Annotated in this window: 18 protein-coding genes; 8 read left to right on the top strand and 10 right to left on the bottom strand. The window is 62.5% G+C overall.

Annotated elements, in window-relative coordinates; translation table 11 throughout:
- Positions 1-357 precede the first annotated feature (357 nt).
- The gene (gene holA / locus ACFSOZ_RS05045; protein WP_379094326.1) at positions 358-1,401 is read left to right on the top strand and encodes a DNA polymerase III subunit delta; all 1,044 of its coding nucleotides are present in this window, start codon (positions 358-360) and stop codon (positions 1,399-1,401) included.
- A 59-nt stretch (positions 1,402-1,460) separates the two neighbouring features.
- Here the strand turns inward: holA and ACFSOZ_RS05040 are convergent, their stop codons facing one another.
- From ACFSOZ_RS05040 to mnmE, 5 genes are all read right to left on the bottom strand, one after another.
- Positions 1,461-2,348 carry a ParB/RepB/Spo0J family partition protein gene (locus tag ACFSOZ_RS05040; RefSeq protein ID WP_379094324.1) on the bottom strand — a complete coding sequence of 296 codons (888 nt, stop codon included), beginning with the start codon at positions 2,346-2,348 and terminating at the stop codon, positions 1,461-1,463.
- 69 nt (positions 2,349-2,417) lie between these two features.
- Positions 2,418-3,218: a ParA family protein gene (locus ACFSOZ_RS05035; RefSeq protein ID WP_379094322.1), complete on the bottom strand. Its 801-nt coding sequence runs from the start codon at positions 3,216-3,218 to the stop codon at positions 2,418-2,420.
- A gap of 42 nt (positions 3,219-3,260) precedes the next feature.
- A complete protein-coding gene (gene rsmG, locus ACFSOZ_RS05030) occupies positions 3,261-3,893 on the bottom strand; it encodes a 16S rRNA (guanine(527)-N(7))-methyltransferase RsmG (protein WP_379094320.1) in 633 nt (210 codons plus the stop codon).
- Positions 3,890-5,797: a tRNA uridine-5-carboxymethylaminomethyl(34) synthesis enzyme MnmG gene (gene mnmG / locus ACFSOZ_RS05025; RefSeq protein WP_379094318.1), complete on the bottom strand. Its 1,908-nt coding sequence runs from the start codon at positions 5,795-5,797 to the stop codon at positions 3,890-3,892. Before mnmG ends, rsmG begins: the two co-directional genes overlap by 4 nt.
- A 412-nt stretch (positions 5,798-6,209) precedes the next feature.
- The gene (gene mnmE / locus ACFSOZ_RS05020) at positions 6,210-7,541 is read right to left on the bottom strand and encodes a tRNA uridine-5-carboxymethylaminomethyl(34) synthesis GTPase MnmE (RefSeq protein ID WP_379094316.1); all 1,332 of its coding nucleotides are present in this window, start codon (positions 7,539-7,541) and stop codon (positions 6,210-6,212) included.
- Between the two features lie 62 nt (positions 7,542-7,603).
- Here mnmE and ACFSOZ_RS05015 point away from each other — a divergent pair, with 62 nt between their 5' ends.
- Positions 7,604-9,622, top strand: a complete 2,019-nt coding sequence (locus ACFSOZ_RS05015; protein WP_379094314.1) for a thioredoxin domain-containing protein — start codon at positions 7,604-7,606, stop codon at positions 9,620-9,622.
- Positions 9,623-9,624: 2 nt separating this feature from the next.
- On the opposite strand, the gene yddG is transcribed toward ACFSOZ_RS05015, so the two are convergent.
- The 4 genes from yddG to hemE form a co-directional block, all read right to left on the bottom strand.
- The gene (yddG, locus tag ACFSOZ_RS05010; protein ID WP_379094312.1) at positions 9,625-10,551 is read right to left on the bottom strand and encodes an aromatic amino acid exporter YddG; all 927 of its coding nucleotides are present in this window, start codon (positions 10,549-10,551) and stop codon (positions 9,625-9,627) included.
- 174 nt (positions 10,552-10,725) lie between these two features.
- Entirely contained in the window at positions 10,726-11,991 is a 1,266-nt protein-coding gene (gene rho / locus ACFSOZ_RS05005; RefSeq protein ID WP_109663581.1) for a transcription termination factor Rho, read from the bottom strand.
- A 176-nt stretch (positions 11,992-12,167) separates the two neighbouring features.
- The gene (gene hemJ, locus ACFSOZ_RS05000; protein WP_379094310.1) at positions 12,168-12,713 is read right to left on the bottom strand and encodes a protoporphyrinogen oxidase HemJ; all 546 of its coding nucleotides are present in this window, start codon (positions 12,711-12,713) and stop codon (positions 12,168-12,170) included.
- Complete coding sequence (gene hemE, locus ACFSOZ_RS04995) at positions 12,713-13,744, bottom strand: uroporphyrinogen decarboxylase (protein ID WP_379094308.1); 1,032 nt, start codon at positions 13,742-13,744, stop codon at positions 12,713-12,715. Before hemE ends, hemJ begins: the two co-directional genes overlap by 1 nt.
- A gap of 404 nt (positions 13,745-14,148) precedes the next feature.
- On the opposite strand from hemE, the gene ACFSOZ_RS04990 reads away from it, so the two are divergent.
- The 5 genes from ACFSOZ_RS04990 to dnaQ all read left to right on the top strand — a co-directional run bounded on the left by ACFSOZ_RS04990 (position 14,149) and on the right by dnaQ (position 17,869).
- Positions 14,149-14,970, top strand: coding sequence for a pyruvate, water dikinase regulatory protein (locus ACFSOZ_RS04990; protein WP_379094306.1), 822 nt, complete (start codon positions 14,149-14,151; stop codon positions 14,968-14,970).
- Between the two features lie 81 nt (positions 14,971-15,051).
- On the top strand, positions 15,052-15,651 hold the full coding sequence (locus tag ACFSOZ_RS04985) for a Maf-like protein (protein WP_379094304.1): 600 nt from the start codon (positions 15,052-15,054) through the stop codon (positions 15,649-15,651).
- Complete coding sequence (locus ACFSOZ_RS04980; protein ID WP_379094302.1) at positions 15,644-16,486, top strand: shikimate dehydrogenase; 843 nt, start codon at positions 15,644-15,646, stop codon at positions 16,484-16,486. Before ACFSOZ_RS04985 ends, ACFSOZ_RS04980 begins: the two co-directional genes overlap by 8 nt.
- The gene (gene coaE / locus ACFSOZ_RS04975) at positions 16,483-17,088 is read left to right on the top strand and encodes a dephospho-CoA kinase (protein ID WP_379094300.1); all 606 of its coding nucleotides are present in this window, start codon (positions 16,483-16,485) and stop codon (positions 17,086-17,088) included. The genes ACFSOZ_RS04980 and coaE overlap by 4 nt, the downstream gene beginning before the upstream one ends.
- Positions 17,089-17,164: 76 nt before the next feature.
- The gene (dnaQ, locus tag ACFSOZ_RS04970; protein WP_379094298.1) at positions 17,165-17,869 is read left to right on the top strand and encodes a DNA polymerase III subunit epsilon; all 705 of its coding nucleotides are present in this window, start codon (positions 17,165-17,167) and stop codon (positions 17,867-17,869) included.
- Positions 17,870-17,952: 83 nt separating this feature from the next.
- Here the strand turns inward: dnaQ and ACFSOZ_RS04965 are convergent, their stop codons facing one another.
- Positions 17,953-18,084, bottom strand: a complete 132-nt coding sequence (locus ACFSOZ_RS04965; RefSeq protein ID WP_379094296.1) for a GIY-YIG nuclease family protein — start codon at positions 18,082-18,084, stop codon at positions 17,953-17,955.
- Between the two features lie 193 nt (positions 18,085-18,277).
- On the opposite strand from ACFSOZ_RS04965, the gene ACFSOZ_RS04960 reads away from it, so the two are divergent.
- The gene (locus ACFSOZ_RS04960; RefSeq protein WP_379094294.1) at positions 18,278-18,967 is read left to right on the top strand and encodes a tetratricopeptide repeat protein; all 690 of its coding nucleotides are present in this window, start codon (positions 18,278-18,280) and stop codon (positions 18,965-18,967) included.
- Positions 18,968-18,974: the final 7 nt, after the last annotated feature.

Below are 18,974 nucleotides of genomic sequence, written 5' to 3'. Positions count from 1 at the left end.
TGTTGCCTGGCCAAGGATATTTGCATATCTGCGCTTCCAGACCAGTGCGAATTCGTCGGGCAAGCCGTCACGCCTCGGTCCCGGCCGCGCCGGCCGATGAGCCTCCCCAGCACAAGATGAAGATATGTCCGCGAAATTTCTTGTCGATGTTGGGCGGGGATGCGCAATTAGGGGCAAGATTGCCCAGGGTTTTCCGGAAGATAAGGTGATTGGGGGCGGATTGCGTGGCCTTGGCATTGCGGCAGAAGCCGCCAATCTCCTCTCAAGACTTGGGTTCCTCGCCCCCACTTTCGTGGGGGCGAGGAACCCAAGCTTGAGGCCGTTCACTCCGACCCCGCATCATGCTAACCAACCTCCATGGCACAGAAGAAAGCTTTCGAGGTCGATTCCTGGCTGGCCCGACCGGACCAGCGCATCTCCATCGTCCTGCTTTATGGCCCCGATCGCGGCCTCGTCGCCGAGCGCGCAAAAGCCTTTGCCGAGAAAACCGGCCTGCCGCTCGACGATCCCTTTTCGGTGGTCCGGCTGGACGGCTCGGAGGTTGACCGCGACGAGGGCCGGCTGCTCGACGAGGCGCGCACCGTGCCGATGTTTTCCGATCGGCGGCTGCTCTGGGTGCGCAATGCCAGCGGCCAGAAGGCATTGGCCGACGACGTCAAGGCGCTGACGGCCGAGCCGCCGCGTGACGCCATCATCCTGATCGAGGCCGGCGATCTCAAGAAGGGCGTCGGCCTGCGTGCCATCGTCGAAGCGGCTGATAGCGCCATGGCGCTGCCATGCTATGCCGATGAGGCCCGTGATATCGACACCGTCATCGACGGCGAACTGCACAAGGCCGGCATGTCGATGACCATGGAAGCCAGGCAGGCGCTGCGCCGCAATCTCGGCGGCGACCGGCTGGCCTCGCGCGGCGAGATCGAAAAGCTCATCCTCTACGCCCACGGCCAGACGGAGATCGGCCTGGAAGAGGTCCGGGCGATGTCGGGCGACGTGTCCGGCGCCTCTTTCGACGACGCGGTCGACGCGCTTCTCGAAGGCAAGGTCGGCGACTTCGACACCGCCTTCACCCGCCATTGCCAGTCCGGCGGCCAGCCCTTCCTGGTGCTGTCCTCGGCTATGCGGCAGTTGCAGTCGATCCAGGCCATGCGTGGCCAGATGGATTCAGCGGGCCGCAACGCAGCCTCGGTCGTTGCCGCGGCGCGGCCTCCGGTGTTTTTCTCGCGGCGCAAGCTGGTGGAGAAAGCGCTGGAGCGCTGGAGCAGCGAAGCGCTCGGCCGCGCACTGACCCGGTTGCAGACCGCGGTGCTGCAGACGCGTCGGCGGCCGGACCTCTCCGTCGCGCTGGCGCGCCAGGCGCTGCTCGGCATTGTGGTGGAGAGCAGCCGGCTGGCGCAGCGATAGTTGTTTCTTCCTTCTTCCTTGAAGGGAAGGCCGGCGAGCATCAATAATTTGCCGGCTAACTACCGCTCCTGCTTCAGTCGCCGACACAGCTCGTCGAGCTGCTCCAGCGACCGATACGCTACACGAAGCGTGCCGCCCTTGCTCTTGTGATCGATCGACACGATCATGCCGATGGTGTTGGTCATCAGCCTTTCCAGCGCCAGCGTATCGGTATCCTTTTCCGGCGTGCTTTGCGCTTGCTTCGGTTTGGCTGGAGTAGGGCCGGCCGGCATCTGCGCCAGCGCCTCGGCCTGGCGCACCGAAAGCCCTTCTTCGACGATGCGCTTGGCAAGCCCGGCCGGATCCTCCGCCGTGACCAGCGTACGGGCATGGCCCGCCGACAGTGCACCGTCGACCAGCATGTCGCGGATCACATCCGGCAGCTTCAGCAGCCTGAGCGTGTTGGCGACATGGCTGCGGCTCTTGCCGATCACCTGGCCGAGGTCGGCCTGGGTATAGCCGTGATCGTCGATCAATTGCTGATAGCCAAGCGCTTCCTCGACCGCATTGAGGTCGGTGCGCTGGACGTTCTCGATGATCGCCAACTCGAGCGCGGTGCGGTCGTTGACCTCGCGGATGATGACTGGGATCTCGGTCAGCCCGGCGCGCTGCGCCGCTCGCCAGCGCCGCTCGCCGGCGATGATCTCGTAGCGGCCAGCCAGCGTCGGCGAAGGCCGCGCCACCACCGGCTGCACCACGCCATGTTCGCGGATGGACTGGGCAAGATCGGTCAACTCCGCTTCGCCGAAATGCCGGCGCGGATTTTTCGGATTGGGGGTCAGGAACTCGATCGGCACCTTGCCGTCGCCGCTCATACCAGGTTTTTCGGGTGCGGCCGGACGATCGATCTCGCCGATCAGCGCCGCCAGCCCACGGCCCAGTCTTTTTCTCGAAAGGTCTTCGCTCATAACACTTCCAGTTGGCTGTTCCAGATCGTTTCGGTATCGAATCGGCTATTAATTATGCATGCCAGCCAATCAAGCGGCGCGCAATTTGCGTTCACGGCGGATCACTTCCGACGCCAGCTGCAGATAGGCCTGGCTGCCCGAGCATTTGAGGTCGTAGAGGATCGCCGGCTTGCCGTAGGACGGCGCCTCGGACACCCGCACATTGCGCGGAATGATGGTCTCGTAGACCTTGTCGCCCATATGGGCGCGCACGTCCTGTACCACCTGGTTGGCGAGATTGTTCCGGCCGTCATACATGGTCAGCACAATGCCCTGGATGGTCAGGTTCGGATTGATCGAACGGCGCACCTGCTCGACAGTTTCGAGCAACTGGCTGAGGCCTTCGAGCGCAAAGAATTCACACTGCAGCGGCACCAGCACCGAATCGGCGGCAGCCATCGAATTGAGCGTCAGAAGGTTGAGCGACGGCGGGCAGTCGATCAGCACATAGCCGAAGCCGGCCGATCGTTCGGCCGAGGCGCGCAAGGCGTTGCGCAGCCGCAGCACCCGGTCCGGCGCCGAGGCGATCTCCATCTCGATGCCGAGCAAGTCGAGCGTCGACGGCACGATCGACAGGCCGGGCACCGCCGTCGGGATCGCCGCGGCTTCGAGATCCAGTTCACCCGTCAGCACGTCATAGGACGACACCGTCCGATCCTTGCGGTCGATACCGAGGCCGGTGCTCGCATTTCCTTGCGGATCGAGGTCGACGATCAGCACCTTTTCGCCGATTGCCGCGAGCGCCGTAGCCAGATTGATGGCGGTGGTCGTCTTGCCGACGCCGCCCTTCTGGTTGGCTACGGTGATGATTCGAGGGCCATTCTTCATCATGGGTCTATGCCAGAAATTCATTTTCGGGTCGCCTGGAGCAGATCAGACAGGTCGTACATCGGACAATTCAAGGATGACGCCGTGCGGGTCGGTCACACTTGGATGTTCTACCAGATCGAAGGCCCATCGGTGAACGCTTTCTTGCACTTCCGCGCGGTAATCCCGGCCTTTGTGGAACAGGCCTCGCGCGCCTGACGTCAGCCAGGGCGCTGATAGATCCAGCAAGGTCGAAAGCGAGGCCAAGGCGCGCGCGGTGACGATTTGTGGCGTCGAAACAAGCGCATGGCTGTCTTCAATGCGGCGCGCCACGACCCGCGCCGGCAGGCTGAACTGACCGATGACGGTCTGCAGGAACGACGCTTTTTTGCGATTGCTTTCAACCAGATCGATGCTGGCGGCGTCGCGCTCGGCAAGCAGGAAGGCCATGACAAGACCCGGAAATCCGCCACCCGAGCCTATGTCGACCCAGCGTGTGGCCGTGGGCTCGATGCGCCCGAGTTGCGCGCTGTCCAATATGTGACGCTGCCAGACATCACCGGACGTCGACTGCGCAACCAGGTTGATGCTGCGATTCCATTTCTGGAACATCTGCTCGAACGCCACCAGTCGATCGAATGTTTCACGTGAAACCGGGCCGGCCGCGTCCTGCAGGCTCTCCCATGAAAAAGAACTCACGCAACAATCCTTTGAGTCCCATTGGGCCTTTGGTCAGTCTCGGGCCTCTTCGCGCTCTCGGCGTGGCGGACATGCGCAACAATGATCGCCAGCGCCGCCGGCGTCATGCCTTCCATGCGCTGGGCATCGGCGATCGAGCGCGGCCGCCGCGCCTGCATCTTCTGCTTCAGCTCGTTGGACAGCCCAGGCACGCCGGCGAAGTCGACCGTCTCCGGAATCAGGCGGCTCTCCTCATGCCGGATCTGCGCCACATCCGTCTTCTGGCGATCGAGATAGACCGAATATTTCGCTTCCGTTTCGAGCCGCTCCGCCGTCTTGGCGTCGATATCCGCAAATCTAGGCTCGACACGAGCCAGCCAGGCGACGTCGACCCCGGGATAGGCCAGCAACTCATAGCCGGAGCGGCGCACGCCATCCCGATTGATCTCCAGCCCATGCCGCGCCGCTTCATTGCGGGTCAAGGTGAGGGCCTGCACCAGCTCCCGCGCCTCGTCGAGGCGCTGCATGACACCACCGTAGCGCTTCAGCCGCAAATCCGAGGCGATCCCCAGCTTCGCGGCGACAGGCGTCAGCCGCTCATCCGCATTGTCAGCGCGCAGCGACAACCGGAATTCGGCCCGCGAGGTGAACATCCGGTAGGGCTCGCTAATGCCGCGGCTGGTCAGATCGTCGACCATGACGCCGATATAGGCTTCGGTGCGGCTGAGCACGATTTGCTCGCTCCCCGCCGCGCGCCGCGAGGCGTTCAAGCCAGCGAGGAGGCCTTGCCCGGCCGCCTCTTCATATCCGGTGGTGCCGTTGATCTGCCCGGCTAGGAAGAGACCGCCAACCCGCTTCGTCTCAAGCGTCTGATGCAATTCGCGCGGATCGACATGATCATATTCAATGGCATAGCCGGGCTGCAGCATGACGGCGTGCTCAAGCCCGGGGATGGTTTTAAGAATCTCGAGCTGCACATCCTGCGGCAGCGAGGTCGAAATCCCGTTGGGATAGACCGTATCGTCGTCGAGGCCTTCCGGCTCGAGAAAAATCTGGTGCCCGTCCCTATCGCCGAACTTAACGATCTTGTCCTCGATCGACGGGCAATAACGCGGCCCCACCCCTTCGATCGAGCCCGAATACATCGCCGAGCGGCCGAGATTGGCGCGGATCAGATCATGCGTCGCCACGGTCGTGCGCGTGATGCCGCACTCGATCTGGGGTGTGGTGATGCGATCGGTCATCAGCGAGAACGGCACCGGATCTTCATCCGCCGCCTGCTTCTCCAGCGAGGCCCAATCGATGGTTTTTCCATCCAGCCTTGGCGGCGTGCCCGTCTTTAGCCTGCCGAGCTTGAAACCGGCACGGTCCATTGTCGCCGACAGGCCGAGGCTGGCCTGCTCGTTCATGCGGCCGGCGACGATCTTCTTGTCGCCGATATGGATGAGCCCGCGCAGGAATGTCCCGGTCGTCAGAACCACGGCGCCGCAGGCCAGCCGCCTGCCGTCAGCCAGGAGAACAGCCGTGAGCTGCCCGTCGACGATTTCGAAGTCGAGCACTTCGCCCTCGACCACGTCGAGATCGTTCTGGAGCCGAATCGCTTCTTGCATGGCAAGGCGATAGAGCTTTCGGTCAGCCTGCGTGCGCGGGCCGCGCACCGCCGGCCCCTTGCGGCGGTTGAGCAAGCGGAACTGGATGCCGGCGGCATCCGCCACCCGGCCCATCAACCCGTCCATGGCATCGATCTCGCGAACGAGATGACCCTTGCCGAGCCCGCCGATGGCCGGATTGCACGACATTACGCCGATCGTGTCGACGCGCAGCGTCACCAGGGCAGTTTTGGCGCCGGCGCGCGCAGCCGCACTGGCCGCCTCGCAACCCGCGTGGCCGCCGCCCACCACAACCACATCATAGTGATCGGTCATTTCCATACGTCCTGGACTCAAAAAGATTGAGTGACACATGTCCCCGCGAGGCTGTGCTGTCAAGAAAACTCCGCGAGTCGTTTCACGTGAAACAGGTGACGAGGCCTTGCAGCCATGCTTCACCTGAATCAGCGCAAGGAGGCAATCTATTGCTGGTCAGCGCCAACCCTCACTCTGCCTGCCGGCGTCCTCTCCCCTTATAGTGACGGGGAGAGGGGCGCTGTCATCGATGGCTTCGCAACCCCCAACGTTGCAGGAGAAGCGACGGCGTTGCGGGCAACCTATTTCTCCCCGTCCCTATACGGGGAGAAATGCCCGGCAAGGCAATGAGGGGCGGCGCCAACATCTTCCACTACGTTTCACGTGAGTCATCCCACCTATCTCTAAGCGGGCTGCGATTGTTTCACGTGAGTCATTTCCCAATACAGAACTGCGCAAAAATCACGTCCAGCATGTCTTCGACATCGATGGCGCCAACGATTCGGCCCAGGCGATCAGCGGCGAGCCGCAACTCCTCGGCGCGCAACTCCTGCCCGAACGACTGGCCGTCGCTCGCACGGCGCAGATGCCGGTTCGCCTCACCAAGGAGTTCGACATGGCGCAGTCGCGACGGCAGAATATCGCCGGCATTGCCGGCAGCATTCGCTGCACGCTGGCCGATTTCCGCCAGCAACTCCTCTATACCTGTCCCGTTAACCACTGAGATGGTGTGATCATAGCGCTTGTCAGCATCGCGAGCCGACAGCCTGTCCAGCAGATCAATCTTGGTGCCGACACGCAAAACCGGTGACGCAGCCGAGATCAAATCAACCTTGTTCGGATCCGCAACGTCCTGCAAAAACAGCAAAAGATCGGCGCGATCGGCCTTGGCTCGAGCCTTCTCGATGCCGATTGCCTCGATCTTCCCCGGCGCATCGCGCAGTCCGGCGGTGTCGGTCAACCGGACCCGCAACCCTTCGAGATCCAGCACCACCTCAAGCAGGTCGCGGGTGGTGCCCGGCTCATCCGTTACAATAGCAGCATCGCGCCGCGCCAAGGCGTTGAAGAGACTCGACTTGCCGGCATTGGGCGCACCGAGGATAACGACCTCAAAGCCGTCACGGATGATCTCGGCAGCGCGAAATCCCGACAGGTGCCGGTTGATCTCGCCGATCATTGTCCGGACATCTGACCAAACCGTATCCGAAACGGAACCCGGCACATCATCCTCATCGGTAAAATCGATCTCAGCCTCGATCATGGCGCGGGCATGGATCAGGCGGCGGCGCCAGCCGAGATAGAGTTCACTCTGCACGCCTTGAGCATTCTGGACCGCAAAGCGCCGCTGCGCCTCGGTTTCGGCATTGACGAGATCAGCCAGCGCCTCGGTCTCAACCAGGTCGATCTTGCCATTGAGGAAGGCGCGGCGGGTGAATTCGCCGGGTTCGGCATGCCTGACACCATAAAAACTGGTGATCGTCTCCAGCATCCTCGCCACCACGGCGCGGCCGCCATGGACATGGAATTCCGCGACATCCTCGCCGGTGAAGCTTGCCGGGCCAGGAAAAAAGACAACCAGCCCATTGTCGAGCACGGTTCCATCCGGCGCCTGGAGCTTTCGCAAAACCGCCGCCCGATCCTTAACCATAGCGCCGGCGATCGTTTCGACAACGAATCGAGTCTCTGGGCCGGAAATGCGAATGACGGCGACGCCAGCTGGAAGCCGGCCGCTCGACAGCGCAACAATCGAATCCCTTGAAATCATTTGCCCGCTCACCCGAACCGCCCTAGCTTCCCCCGCAATCATGGACCGCCGGGTAAGCCATCGTGACATTGCCTCCGCAAAACCTGCTTGCCGAAGAAGCCAGCCCCTATCTGCAGCAGCACAGCGGCAATCCCGTCCATTGGCGGGGCTGGTCGCCGGCTTCGCTTGAAGAGGCGAGGGCTCTGGACCGACCGATCCTGCTCTCGGTCGGCTATGCCGCCTGCCACTGGTGCCATGTCATGGCCCACGAAAGCTTCGAGAACGACGACGTCGCCGCCGTCATGAACCGTCTGTTCGTCAATATCAAGGTCGACCGCGAGGAGCGGCCGGACATCGACCAGATCTACATGGCGGCGCTTTCCTCGATGGGCGAGCAAGGCGGCTGGCCGCTGACCATGTTCCTGACACCGGACGGCAAGCCGTTCTGGGGTGGCACCTACTTCCCACGCGAGCCGCGCTATGGCCGCCCGGGTTTCATCCAGGTGATGCAGGCGGTCGACAAGGCCTGGCGGGAGAAGCGGGCGAGCCTGAACCAGAGCGCCGACGGCCTGACCACGCATGTCGAGGCGCGGCTCGCCGGTTCACACGCGAAAACAGTGCTGGCCCGCGACACGCTGGAAAACCTTGCCAGGGGCATCGACGGCATGATCGACCGCGATCTCGGCGGCCTGCGCGGGGCGCCGAAATTCCCCAATGCACCATTCATGCTGACACTCTGGCTATCCTGGCTGCGCGACGGCAACGCGACGCATCGCGACGACGTCCTGCTCAGCCTCGACCGGATGCTGAGCGGCGGCATCTACGACCATATTGGCGGCGGGCTCAGCCGCTACTCGACAGATGCCGAATGGCTGGTGCCGCATTTCGAGAAGATGCTCTACGACAACGCCCAGTCCATCCGCTTCTGCAACTGGGCCTATGCTGCGAGCGGCAATGAGTTGTTCCGGGTACGAATCGAAGAGACGGTCGACTGGCTGCTGCGCGAAATGCGTGTTGACGGCGGCGCCTTTGCCGCCAGCCTCGACGCCGACAGCGATGGCGAGGAGGGGCTGTTCTACACCTGGAGCAGAGAAGAGATCGAAGCCACCCTCGGCGACGATTCCGCCTTGTTTTTCAAGCACTTCACGCTGTCGAGCCCGCATGGGTGGGAAGGCAAGCCGGTTGTCCATCAGACCCGCTCCCAGCAAGCACAAAGTGTGGTCGATTGTGACCAACTTCTTCCGCTCAAGGCAAAACTTCTCGCCATAAGGGAAGAACGGGTCAGGCCTGGGCTCGACGCAAAGACCCTCACCGACTGGAACGGCCTGATGATTGCAGCCTTGGCCGAGGCTGGCCGGTCGCTGGCGCGGCGGGACTGGGTCGACGCCGCGGCAAAGGCCTTCGCCCATATCAGCGCCGCCAGCCGCGACAACCGTTTGCCGCATTCGATGCTCGGCGCCAGGAAGCTATTCCCCGCCCTGTCGAGCGACTACGCCGCCATGACCAACGCGGCGATTTCACTGTTCGAGGCAACGGGCAATTGGAGCTACGTCGAGCAGGCCAGTCAATTCATCGCGCAACTCGACCATTGGCACGCCGACGCGGAAAAGACCGGCTACTATCTGACCGCATCGGACAGCAGCGACGTGCCGATCCGTATCCGCGGCGATGTCGACGAGGCCATTCCCTCCGCCAGCGGCCAGATCATCGAGGCGCTGGTCCGGCTCGCTTCCGTTACTGGCAATCTCGATTTGCAGGAGCGAGCCTGGAAGATCGCCGAGCATGCCGCAGGCCGGGCCGCGCAGCAGGCCTATGGCCAAGCCGGCATCGTCAACGCCTGCGCAATAGCGATCGAACCGCTGAAGCTCGTGCTGATCGATGACCTGACCGAACCACAACTTGTTCCGGTTACGAATCGAAATCCTGACCCCCGTCGTGTCGACATCGTGGTTTCAATCGGTTCGGAAACGAATCGACCTGTGCTGCCCGGCGGTATCTTGCCACCAACCGACAGGCCGGGTGCATGGCTCTGCACCGGGCAGGTGTGTCTCCCTGCCGTGACCGATCCCGAAGAACTCGAACGTCTCCTGCATCGACAATAAGGTCAGGATGCTTCGCTTTCCTTCGGCGAGGCGAAAGCCTCGGCCGACGCCGCAGCGTCCCGTGGCTTTAACAACAGATCCCTGGCGGCAACCACCGCGCCGATAGTGATCAGGATGCAAGCGAGCGCCACGGACCAGTGGAACACACCAAACCCCGCCAGCAGAAGCACGATCACCGAAAACAGCGGCGCGGCGTAGGAGAGGGCGCCCAGAATCATGATGTCGCCGTGCTTGCAGCCATAGTCCCAAGCGTAGAAGCCGGCGCCGAGAGGAATCGTGCCCAGGATGAGAATGGCGCTCCACTGTGTCGGCGCCTGCGGCCAGACAGTGGTCTCGAGGGTCAGGTGCAGCGCGAAGGCAACCGCCGCCGTGATGAAGCAATAACCAGCCACGACATCGGTCGGAACCTGGCCAAAGCGGCGCGACAGGACGGAGTAGCCGGCCCAGATGAAGGCGCAGAACAGAGCGATGACGTGGCCCTTCATCACGCCGTTGGCCAGGCCGACAGTACCACCCTTGGTGATGACGACGATCGCACCTGCAAGACCGAGGATCACCCCCACCACGTGATGAACTTTCAGTCTTTCTCCCGGTAGGAAAGCAGCAAAGACAACGATCAGCAAAGGCCAGAGATAGGCGATCAGGCTTACCTCGACCGGCGGAGCCGACTGGATCGCGAAGAAGTAGGCGCAGTGATAGATGCACAATCCCGCGCAGCCGATCACCCAGACGGGCCATGGCTGCCACAGTGACCGGATCGCGGCCGGACGAAAAATCCAGCTCGTCGCTCCGACCAACCCTCCCAGCAAGAATGTTATGGCCGCCAGCTGAAAGGGCGGGATCGGGCCCGCGGCCGCAGATAGCAGCGCCAGGAAGGACCAGGTCAGGATGGCTGAAAAGCCGATCAGGGTCGGGATTGCCTTTTTCACGTCGCCACTTCCGAGCACTGGAAATGCGAGTTGTCGCATGGTTGCGGAGCTATCCGCTGCCGCATACAGCCACGCCGTATCGGGAATGCGACCTGATCCCGGCAACGAAAAACCCCATCCCGGCTTTCCGGAATGGGGTTTCAATGCGCAGGCCGAAAGATTGCGGCCAGACCGTTACGTATTCATCGAATCGAAGAAATCCGCATTGGTCTTGGTCTGCTTGAGCTTGTCGATCAGGAACTCGATCGCGTCGGTGGTTCCCATCGGCGCCAGGATGCGGCGCAGCACGAAGATCTTCTGCAGGTCCTGGCGGGCGACCAGCAGGTCTTCCTTGCGGGTACCGGACTTCAGGATGTCCATGGCCGGATAGATGCGCTTGTCGGCAACCTTGCGGTCGAGCACGATTTCCGAATTGCCGGTGCCCTTGAACTCTTCGAAGATGACCTCGTCCATGCGGCTGCCGGTATCGATCAGCGCGGTGGCGATGATGGTCAGCGAACCGCCTTCCTCGATGTTGCGGGCGGCACCGAAGAAGCGCTTCGGCCGCTGCAGGGCGTTGGCGTCGACACCGCCGGTCAGCACCTTGCCGGATGACGGCACCACGGTGTTGTAGGCGCGGCCGAGGCGGGTGATCGAATCGAGCAGGATGACGACGTCGCGGCCATGTTCGACCAGCCGCTTGGCCTTCTCGATGACCATTTCGGCGACCTGCACGTGGCGCACCGCCGGTTCGTCGAAGGTCGAGGAAACGACCTCGCCCTTCACCGAGCGCTGCATGTCGGTCACTTCTTCCGGCCGCTCGTCGATCAGAAGCACGATCAGATAGCATTCCGGATGGTTGGTGGTGATCGAGTGGGCGATGTTCTGCAGCAGCACCGTCTTGCCGGTGCGCGGCTGCGCCACGATCAAGGCGCGCTGGCCCTTGCCGAGCGGCGCCACCAGGTCGATGACGCGGGCCGAGATGTCCTTGGAGGTCGGAACCTCCATTTCCATCTTCAGCCGCGAGGTCGGATAGAGCGGCGTCAGATTGTCGAAGTGGATCTTGTGACGGATCTTTTCGGGATCGTCGAAATTGATCGTGTTGACCTTGAGCAGCGCGAAATAGCGCTCGCCCTCTTTCGGGCTGCGGATCGGCCCTTCGACCGTATCGCCGGTCTTCAGCGAAAAGCGCCTGATCTGCGACGGCGAAATGTAGATGTCGTCGGGACCTGGCAGATAGTTGGCGTTGGCCGAGCGCAGGAAGCCAAAACCGTCCTGCAGCACTTCGACCACACCGTCGCCGATGATCTCGACGTCCTGGGCGGCCAGTTTCTTCAGGATCGCGAACATCAGCTCCTGCTTGCGCATGACGCTGGCGTTCTCGACCTCGAGCGATTCGGCATAAGCGATCAGCTCTGGCGGTTTCTTGTTCTTGAACTCGGCGAGTTTCATTTCTTGCATAGACGGACCTTGAATAGATGGAGTCTGGGTAAGCTTTGGGAAAAATATCGGCGGGATGCGACAAATGCCGGGCGCGGCCGAAAGCAACGAAGGGCGGCGCATGACGGGAAGGAAGACCCGTCTTTTATCGTCGGTCGGATGAAAGAGCAAGCTGCGTTTTATAAGGCCCAAATGGACTAGAACGGCTTGACGACAACCAGGATCACGATTGCGATCATCAGCAATGTGGGGATCTCGTTGACGATTCGCCAGTGCCGTGCCGGTTTTTCATTGCGGTCCTCGGCAAATTTGCGCACCGCGCCGGCGAGATAGCCATGAACGGCGGACAGCAAAAGCACCGCCCCGATCTTGGCGTGCAGCCAGCCACCTTGGAAACCAAAGGCTTTCCAGGCCAGCCACAGACCAAAAACCCAGGTCACGATCATCGCCGGATTGATGATGCCGCGCAGCAGACGGCGCTCCATCACCTTGAAGGTCTCGGACTGCACCGAGCCCTTCTCGGCATCGGCGTGGTAGACCAGCAGCCGCGGCAGATAGAGCATGCCTGCCATCCACGAGATGACGGCAAGGATGTGGATCGCTTTCGCCCATGGATAAAAGCTGTCCGGCGCGGCAAAATACAAAAGCGCCGTCAGCACAACCAGCACCGCAATGCCTACGGTCATGCGCATCATCGCCTGGCCGGTGCTGTTCGTGTTGCCAGTGTTGTTCGATTGAGCCATCAGCGTGTCGCGCTCCTCACCAGTTTCACCATCGCCTCGACATGGGCTATCGGCGTCTCCGGCGTGATGCCGTGACCGAGATTGAAGATCAGCGGCCCGTCTCCGAGTGCGCCGAGGATCGCCTCGACACCATCGGACAGCGCTTTGCCGCCAGCCACGAGCCGCAAGGGATCGAGGTTGCCTTGGACCGCACCCAAGCGCTGCAAATCCTTCGCCGCCATCAGGGGCACCGTCCAGTCGATCCCCAGGGCCGTTACGCCGGTCTTCTGGCGATAAGTCCGGTAGCGCGCACCGGCCCCCTTGGGAAAACCGATGATCGGAACGTCGGGATGAACCGCCCGAATCCGGCCAACGATCTCGGCCACCGGCTGAACGCAGAACAGGTCGAAGGACTCATCATCGAGCACGCCTGACCAGGAATCGAAGATCTGCACCACATCCGCCCCTGCCTCGATCTGGCGAATGAGATAGGCGGCCGAGTTATCGGCAAGCACTTTCAGCAAGTTTTGAAAGGCCGCTGGTTCACGATAGGCGAACAGCCGCGCCGGCGCCTGGTCGGGCGTGCCGTGGCCGGCGATCATATAGGTCGCCGCCGTCCACGGCGCGCCGCAGAAGCCGATCAGCGTTGTCTCATCGGGCAGTTTTGTTCGCAACCGGCGAACCGTCTCGTAGACCGGTTCGAGATTCACGTGAAACGTTTTGCTTTCCAGAGCCGCAATCTCCGGCGCCGTGATCGGCGTCAGCAGCGGCCCGCGACCCTCTTCGAAGCGCACGTCGCGGCCCAGCGCATGCGGAACGACAAGGATGTCCGAGAACAGGATCGAGGCATCGAAGCCGAAGCGCTCGATCGGCTGCAGCGTCACTTCGACGGCCAGGTCGGGATCGTAGCAAAGGTCGAGGAACGAACCGGCGCGCCTGCGTGTCTCACGATATTCCGGCAGGTAGCGCCCGGCCTGACGCATCATCCAAAGCGGAGGAGGGAACACCGCCTTGCCCTTCAGGACGTCCAGCATGATCCGGTTCTGGGGCATCGAGCGCTCGCTTCTCCAAGCCTCTCTATAATCAAATATTCTTATATCTAAGATTCTTCTGATTCTAAGAGTCTGTTGGTTGTGGTGGTTGTCACCTGTCCCGCTTTGGCCTGAAAAACACCAGCCAGCATATTGTCGCGCGCTTCTCTTTCCAAACTGTAGGGTTCTGGGGAAGACCGGGAATCCATCACTGGAGTCAAAGCGTTAGGAAGTGCCGGGGAAAGCCGGCCCTGTGGACAGACGAAAGCCAAAGGAAGCCGTCCCCAGACTTGTCCCCAGCCGCCCGACGAAGCTGACAGCACAACGAATTGTGGACAAACTGCCATCTGATACAGTCGCCTGTGACCGGCGCGTTTTTCCATCCCGCTTTATCCACAGCCGCCCACAGCCTGGAGTGACCCCCTGTGAACAAACCCCAGAGCTTCTTCCATCTGCACCTGATTTCCGACGCGACCGGCGAAACGCTGCTCGCCGCTGGCCGGGCGGCTTCGGCGCAATACAAGGATGCGCGCGCCATCGAGCATATCTATCCGCTCATCCGCACGGAGAAGCAGGTGGCCAAGGTGTTCGAAGACATCGAGGAGGAGCCCGGTATCATCCTCTATACGGTCGTCGACCAGAAGCTTGCGCGCGGCATCGACGAGCGCTGCGCGACCATGGGCCTGCCCTGTGTGTCTGTGCTGGAGCCGGTGCTGACCGTGTTCCAGTCCTATCTCGGCACGCCGGCCGGCCGCCGCGTCGGCGCCCAGCATGTCCTCGATGCCGAATATTTCCGCCGCATCGACGCGCTCAACTTCACCATGGAGCATGATGACGGCCAGCTGCCGGCCAACATGGACGATGCCGACATCGTGCTGATCGGCATCTCGCGCACGTCGAAGACGCCGACCAGCATCTATCTCGCCAACCGCGGCATCAAGACCGCCAACATTCCAATCGTCCTCGGCGTGCCGGTGCCGGAAAGCCTGGTCAACGCGACGACGCCGCTGATCGTCGGATTGATCGCCACCGCCGAGCGCATCTCGCATGTCCGGCAAAACCGCATTCTCGGCAACAGCAGCACCTACGAGGCGAGCGACTATGTCGACCGGGCGGCAATTACCGAGGAGCTTGCCTACGCCCGCCAGATCTGCACGCGCCATGGCTGGCCGATGATCGATGTCAGCCGCCGCTCGATCGAGGAAACGGCGGCGGCGATCGTTGCCCTGCGCGGCAAGACGCGCTAGGCGTGGCGATATTCAGGTGATGCCGGCCTGACCTGAATCTCAACACACCTGGGCGGTGCCAGAAGTCAGGCGCGAAAAATCATGACCGAGACAATCATCCTCGCTTCGGGCAGTCCGTTCCGCAAAGCGATGCTCGTCAATGCCGGTGTCGACGTCGAGGCGGTTGCGGCCGATGTCGACGAGCGCGCTCTCGAGGCGCCCTTGCAGGACAGCGGTGTTTCACCGGAGGACGTCGCCCTTGTGCTGGCCGAAGCCAAGGCCACCGAGGTGAGCGAGCGCCGGCCCGGCGCTCTGGTGCTTGGGTGCGACCAGACGCTGTCGCTCGGCGACGAGGTCTTCCACAAGCCGGCCGACATGGAAGGCGCGCGCCGTCATCTGCTGGCGCTGTCGGGCCAGACCCATCAGCTCAACAGCGCCGCAGTGCTGGTCCGCGATGGCGCGGTGCTGTGGCGGCATGTCGGCATCGCCAGCATGACTATGCGCAAGCTCGATCCAGCCTTCATCGGCCGCCATCTCGCCCGCGTCGGTCCCAAGGCGCTGGCCAGCGTCGGCGCCTACCAGATCGAGGGCGAAGGCATCCAGCTGTTCGAGAAGGTCGAGGGCGACCATTTCACCATTGTCGGGCTGCCGCTCCTGCCGCTTTTGGCCGAACTTCGTGACCTCGGAGCGATCGATGGCTGAGGCGACGAAAAAGGCCTTCGTCACCGGCCATCCTATCAAGCATTCGCGCTCGCCGAAGATCCATGGCCACTGGCTGGCCAAGCATGGCATCGACGGCAGCTACCAGGCCATCGACGTAGAGCCGCAAGACTTTGCCGAATTCCTGGCGACGCTGCAGACGAACTTCTATCAGGGCGGCAACGTCACCATCCCGCATAAGGAAGCCGCCTTCGCGCTGGTCGAGCGCCGCGATCAGGCGGCGGACGAGATCGGCGCCGTCAACACGCTGTGGTTTGAGGATGGCGCCCTGTGGGGCGGCAACACCGACGGCCACGGCTTTGCCGCCAACCTCGATGACCATGCGCCGGGCTGGGCAAGCAACGGCCCGGCGGTGGTGCTTGGCGCGGGCGGCGCGTCGCGTGCCGTCATCCACGCGCTGAAGGAACGTGGTGTCGCCGACATCCGCATCGTCAACCGCACCCTGGCCAGGGCGCAGGAATTGCGCGATCGTTTCGGCGCCGGCGTTTCGGCGCATGGCATGGCGGCGACCGGCGAATTGCTTGCCGACGCCGGCCTGCTGGTCAACACCACGGCGCTCGGCATGCATGGCAATGAAGGCTTGTCTGCCGATCCGGCGCTGCTGCCGGACCACGCCATCGTCACCGACATCGTCTATGTGCCGCTGGAGACGCCGCTGCTTGCCGCTGCGCGTGCAAGGAAGCTGAAAACCGTCGACGGGCTTGGCATGCTGCTCAACCAGGCCGTGCCCGGCTTCGAGCGCTGGTTCGGCGTCAAGCCGCAGGTAACAACCGAACTGCGCGCGCTCATCGTGGCCGACTTGGTGCCGAAACCATGATCGTGCTCGGCCTCACCGGCTCGATCGGCATGGGCAAGTCGACCACGGCAAAGATGTTTGCCGAGGCCGGCGTGCCGGTTCACGATTCCGACGAGGCGGTGCATCGCCTTTATTCCGACAAGGCTGCACCCCTGGTCGAGGCCGCCTTTTCCGGCACGACCGTTTCCGGCGTGGTCGATCGCGCAAAGCTTGGCCAGCGTGTGCTCGCCGATGCCGCCGAGCTGAAACGGCTCGAGGCCATCATCCACCCGCTGGTGCGTGCCGATGCCGATGCCTTCCTCGCTCGCAATCGGGCCGCCGGCGCGCCGCTTGCCGTCCTCGATATCCCGCTTCTGTTCGAAACCGGCGGCCGCAACCGCGTCGACAAGGTCGTCGTCGTCACCGCGCCGGCCGAAGTGCAGCGCCAGCGCGTGCTGGCGCGGCCGGGCATGACGGAAGAAAAGCTGGCGTCGATCCTGGCCAAGCAGGTGCCTGATGCGGAAAAGCGCCGTCGGGCCGATTTCATCATCGACACCGGCCAGGGGTTGGATGCGGCCCGCGCCGCCGTCGCGGCGATCATTGCCGAACTCTCCGGGGATAAGTCGGGCAAGGCCGGCTCCTGACGGCAGGCCGTCAGTATTGCCCATTGCCATTTTGTTCCGGTCTCATGATTCTGCTCGCTTGGAGCGGACTGATTCGATGCGCGAGATCATCTTCGATACGGAAACCACCGGCCTTGACTCGCGCGACGACCGCGTCATCGAGCTTGGCGGCATCGAACTGGTCAACCGTTTTCCGACCGGCAAGACCTTCCACCACTATATCAACCCTCAAGGCCGGGCGATCCACGCCGAAGCGCAGGCGGTTCACGGCATCAGCATGGCGGACCTCGCGGGCAAGCCGACCTTTGCCGAGATTGCCGAGGAGTGGCTGACCTTCATCGACGGCGCCAAGCTGGTCGCCCACAACGCCACGTTCGACGTCGGCTTCCTCAATGTCGAATTCGGCCGGCTCGGTCATCCGGTCATCGACAATGGCCGTGTCGTCGACACGCTGGCGCTGGCGCGCCGCAAGCACCCGATGGGCCCCAATTCCCTCGACGCGCTCTGCCGGCGCTACGGCATCGACAACACAAGGCGCACCAAGCACGGCGCCCTGCTCGATTCCGAATTGTTGGCCGAGGTCTATATCGAGCTGATCGGCGGCAAGCAGGCAGCCCTCATCCTCGACAGCGCAACCGCGCCGGCCCAGGGCAATGAGAACGTCCGCCAGATCGAAATCACCATCAGCCAGCGCCCGGCGCCCCTGCCGCCGCGCCTGACCGACGCCGAGCGCGACGCGCATGCCGGCATGGTCGCCACGCTCGGCGAAAAGGCGCTGTGGCTGAAGGTTCTTGGGAACTAGCGACCAGCTGGAGGTTGGTTGGCAGCGCGGGGTTATGCGGGCAGACCTTCGAGACCTGGCCTGTTCTTCTGGCGAATTGCCGATTACCAAACCAGCCGTTGGACGCCGTAGCGACAGGTAGAACCCGAACCCTCGCCGGATTTGTGTTCTGGCATGCGGCGGCCGAGATCGTTGGTGACGCCGATATAGATGCCGCCCTTCTGGCTCGCAGTCATGAGCGCGTCCCTGAACTCGCGCGGACACCCCGCGCGCCGCTGACACTGCGCTTCGGACCGGCCGTCGCCTCGACCAAGCCTTGGGTCGCATTTGCGCCTTGACCGACCACCTAGAGCGAGATCATGATCGAACTAGTATTAGCTATGCCATAAGTTTGCGCCCAGGTTGTCCCGCGTCAAAGGACTACCATTCATGAGCTGGCGGCGAGAAATCATTGCGGCTGTATTGATCGGCGTTTCGTCGTTCGCGCACGCTTCCATGATAGATGACGCTGAAGACGCAATCGCGCGCGCAGATTATGCAGCGGCAATGAGAATGCTGGAGCCGCTTGCAGACGCTGGGAACGCAGTGGCTGAGAACGATATTGGATGGCTCTACTATGAAGGTTTAGGCGTCGCTCGCGATGAAGCCCGTGCGGTGAATTGGTTCCTCAAGGCCGCAACCCAAGGCCAGCCGGCTGCGCAGTTGAACCTTTGGGATGCGTATCTGAATGGCCGCGGCGTTAGCGCTGATGAAGCCAAAGCGACAACTTGGCTTCGCGCTGCGGCTGACCAGCGTCTTCCGTGGGCGCTGGTTGAACTAAGTTTCGCTCACCTTGACGGCCGCGGCGTCCGACAGAACGCAGACGAGGCATTTCGTCTGATGCAATTGGCTGCCGACCAGGGTCTGCCATTTGCCCAGAATGAACTGGGTTGGATGTACGAAACCGGGCTTGGAACTTCGCAAAACGATGATCAGGCGATTGCCTGGTACCGACAAGCGGTGAAGAATGGCAACACATCCGCGGGCTGGAACGTGGAGTACATGTATCGGTCGGGCAGAGCCGCTCCCGTCGATCCCTCAGAGGCAAAGCAATGGAATAGGAGGCGAAATTTCCGTTAGGGTGCCA

The organism is Mesorhizobium newzealandense, assembly GCF_042682145.1.
GTDB classification, from domain to species: Bacteria; Pseudomonadota; Alphaproteobacteria; order Rhizobiales; family Rhizobiaceae; genus Mesorhizobium; species Mesorhizobium newzealandense.
Note: the sequence above shows the minus strand (reverse complement) of the source record. Positions and strands in the feature narration are given on the sequence as shown.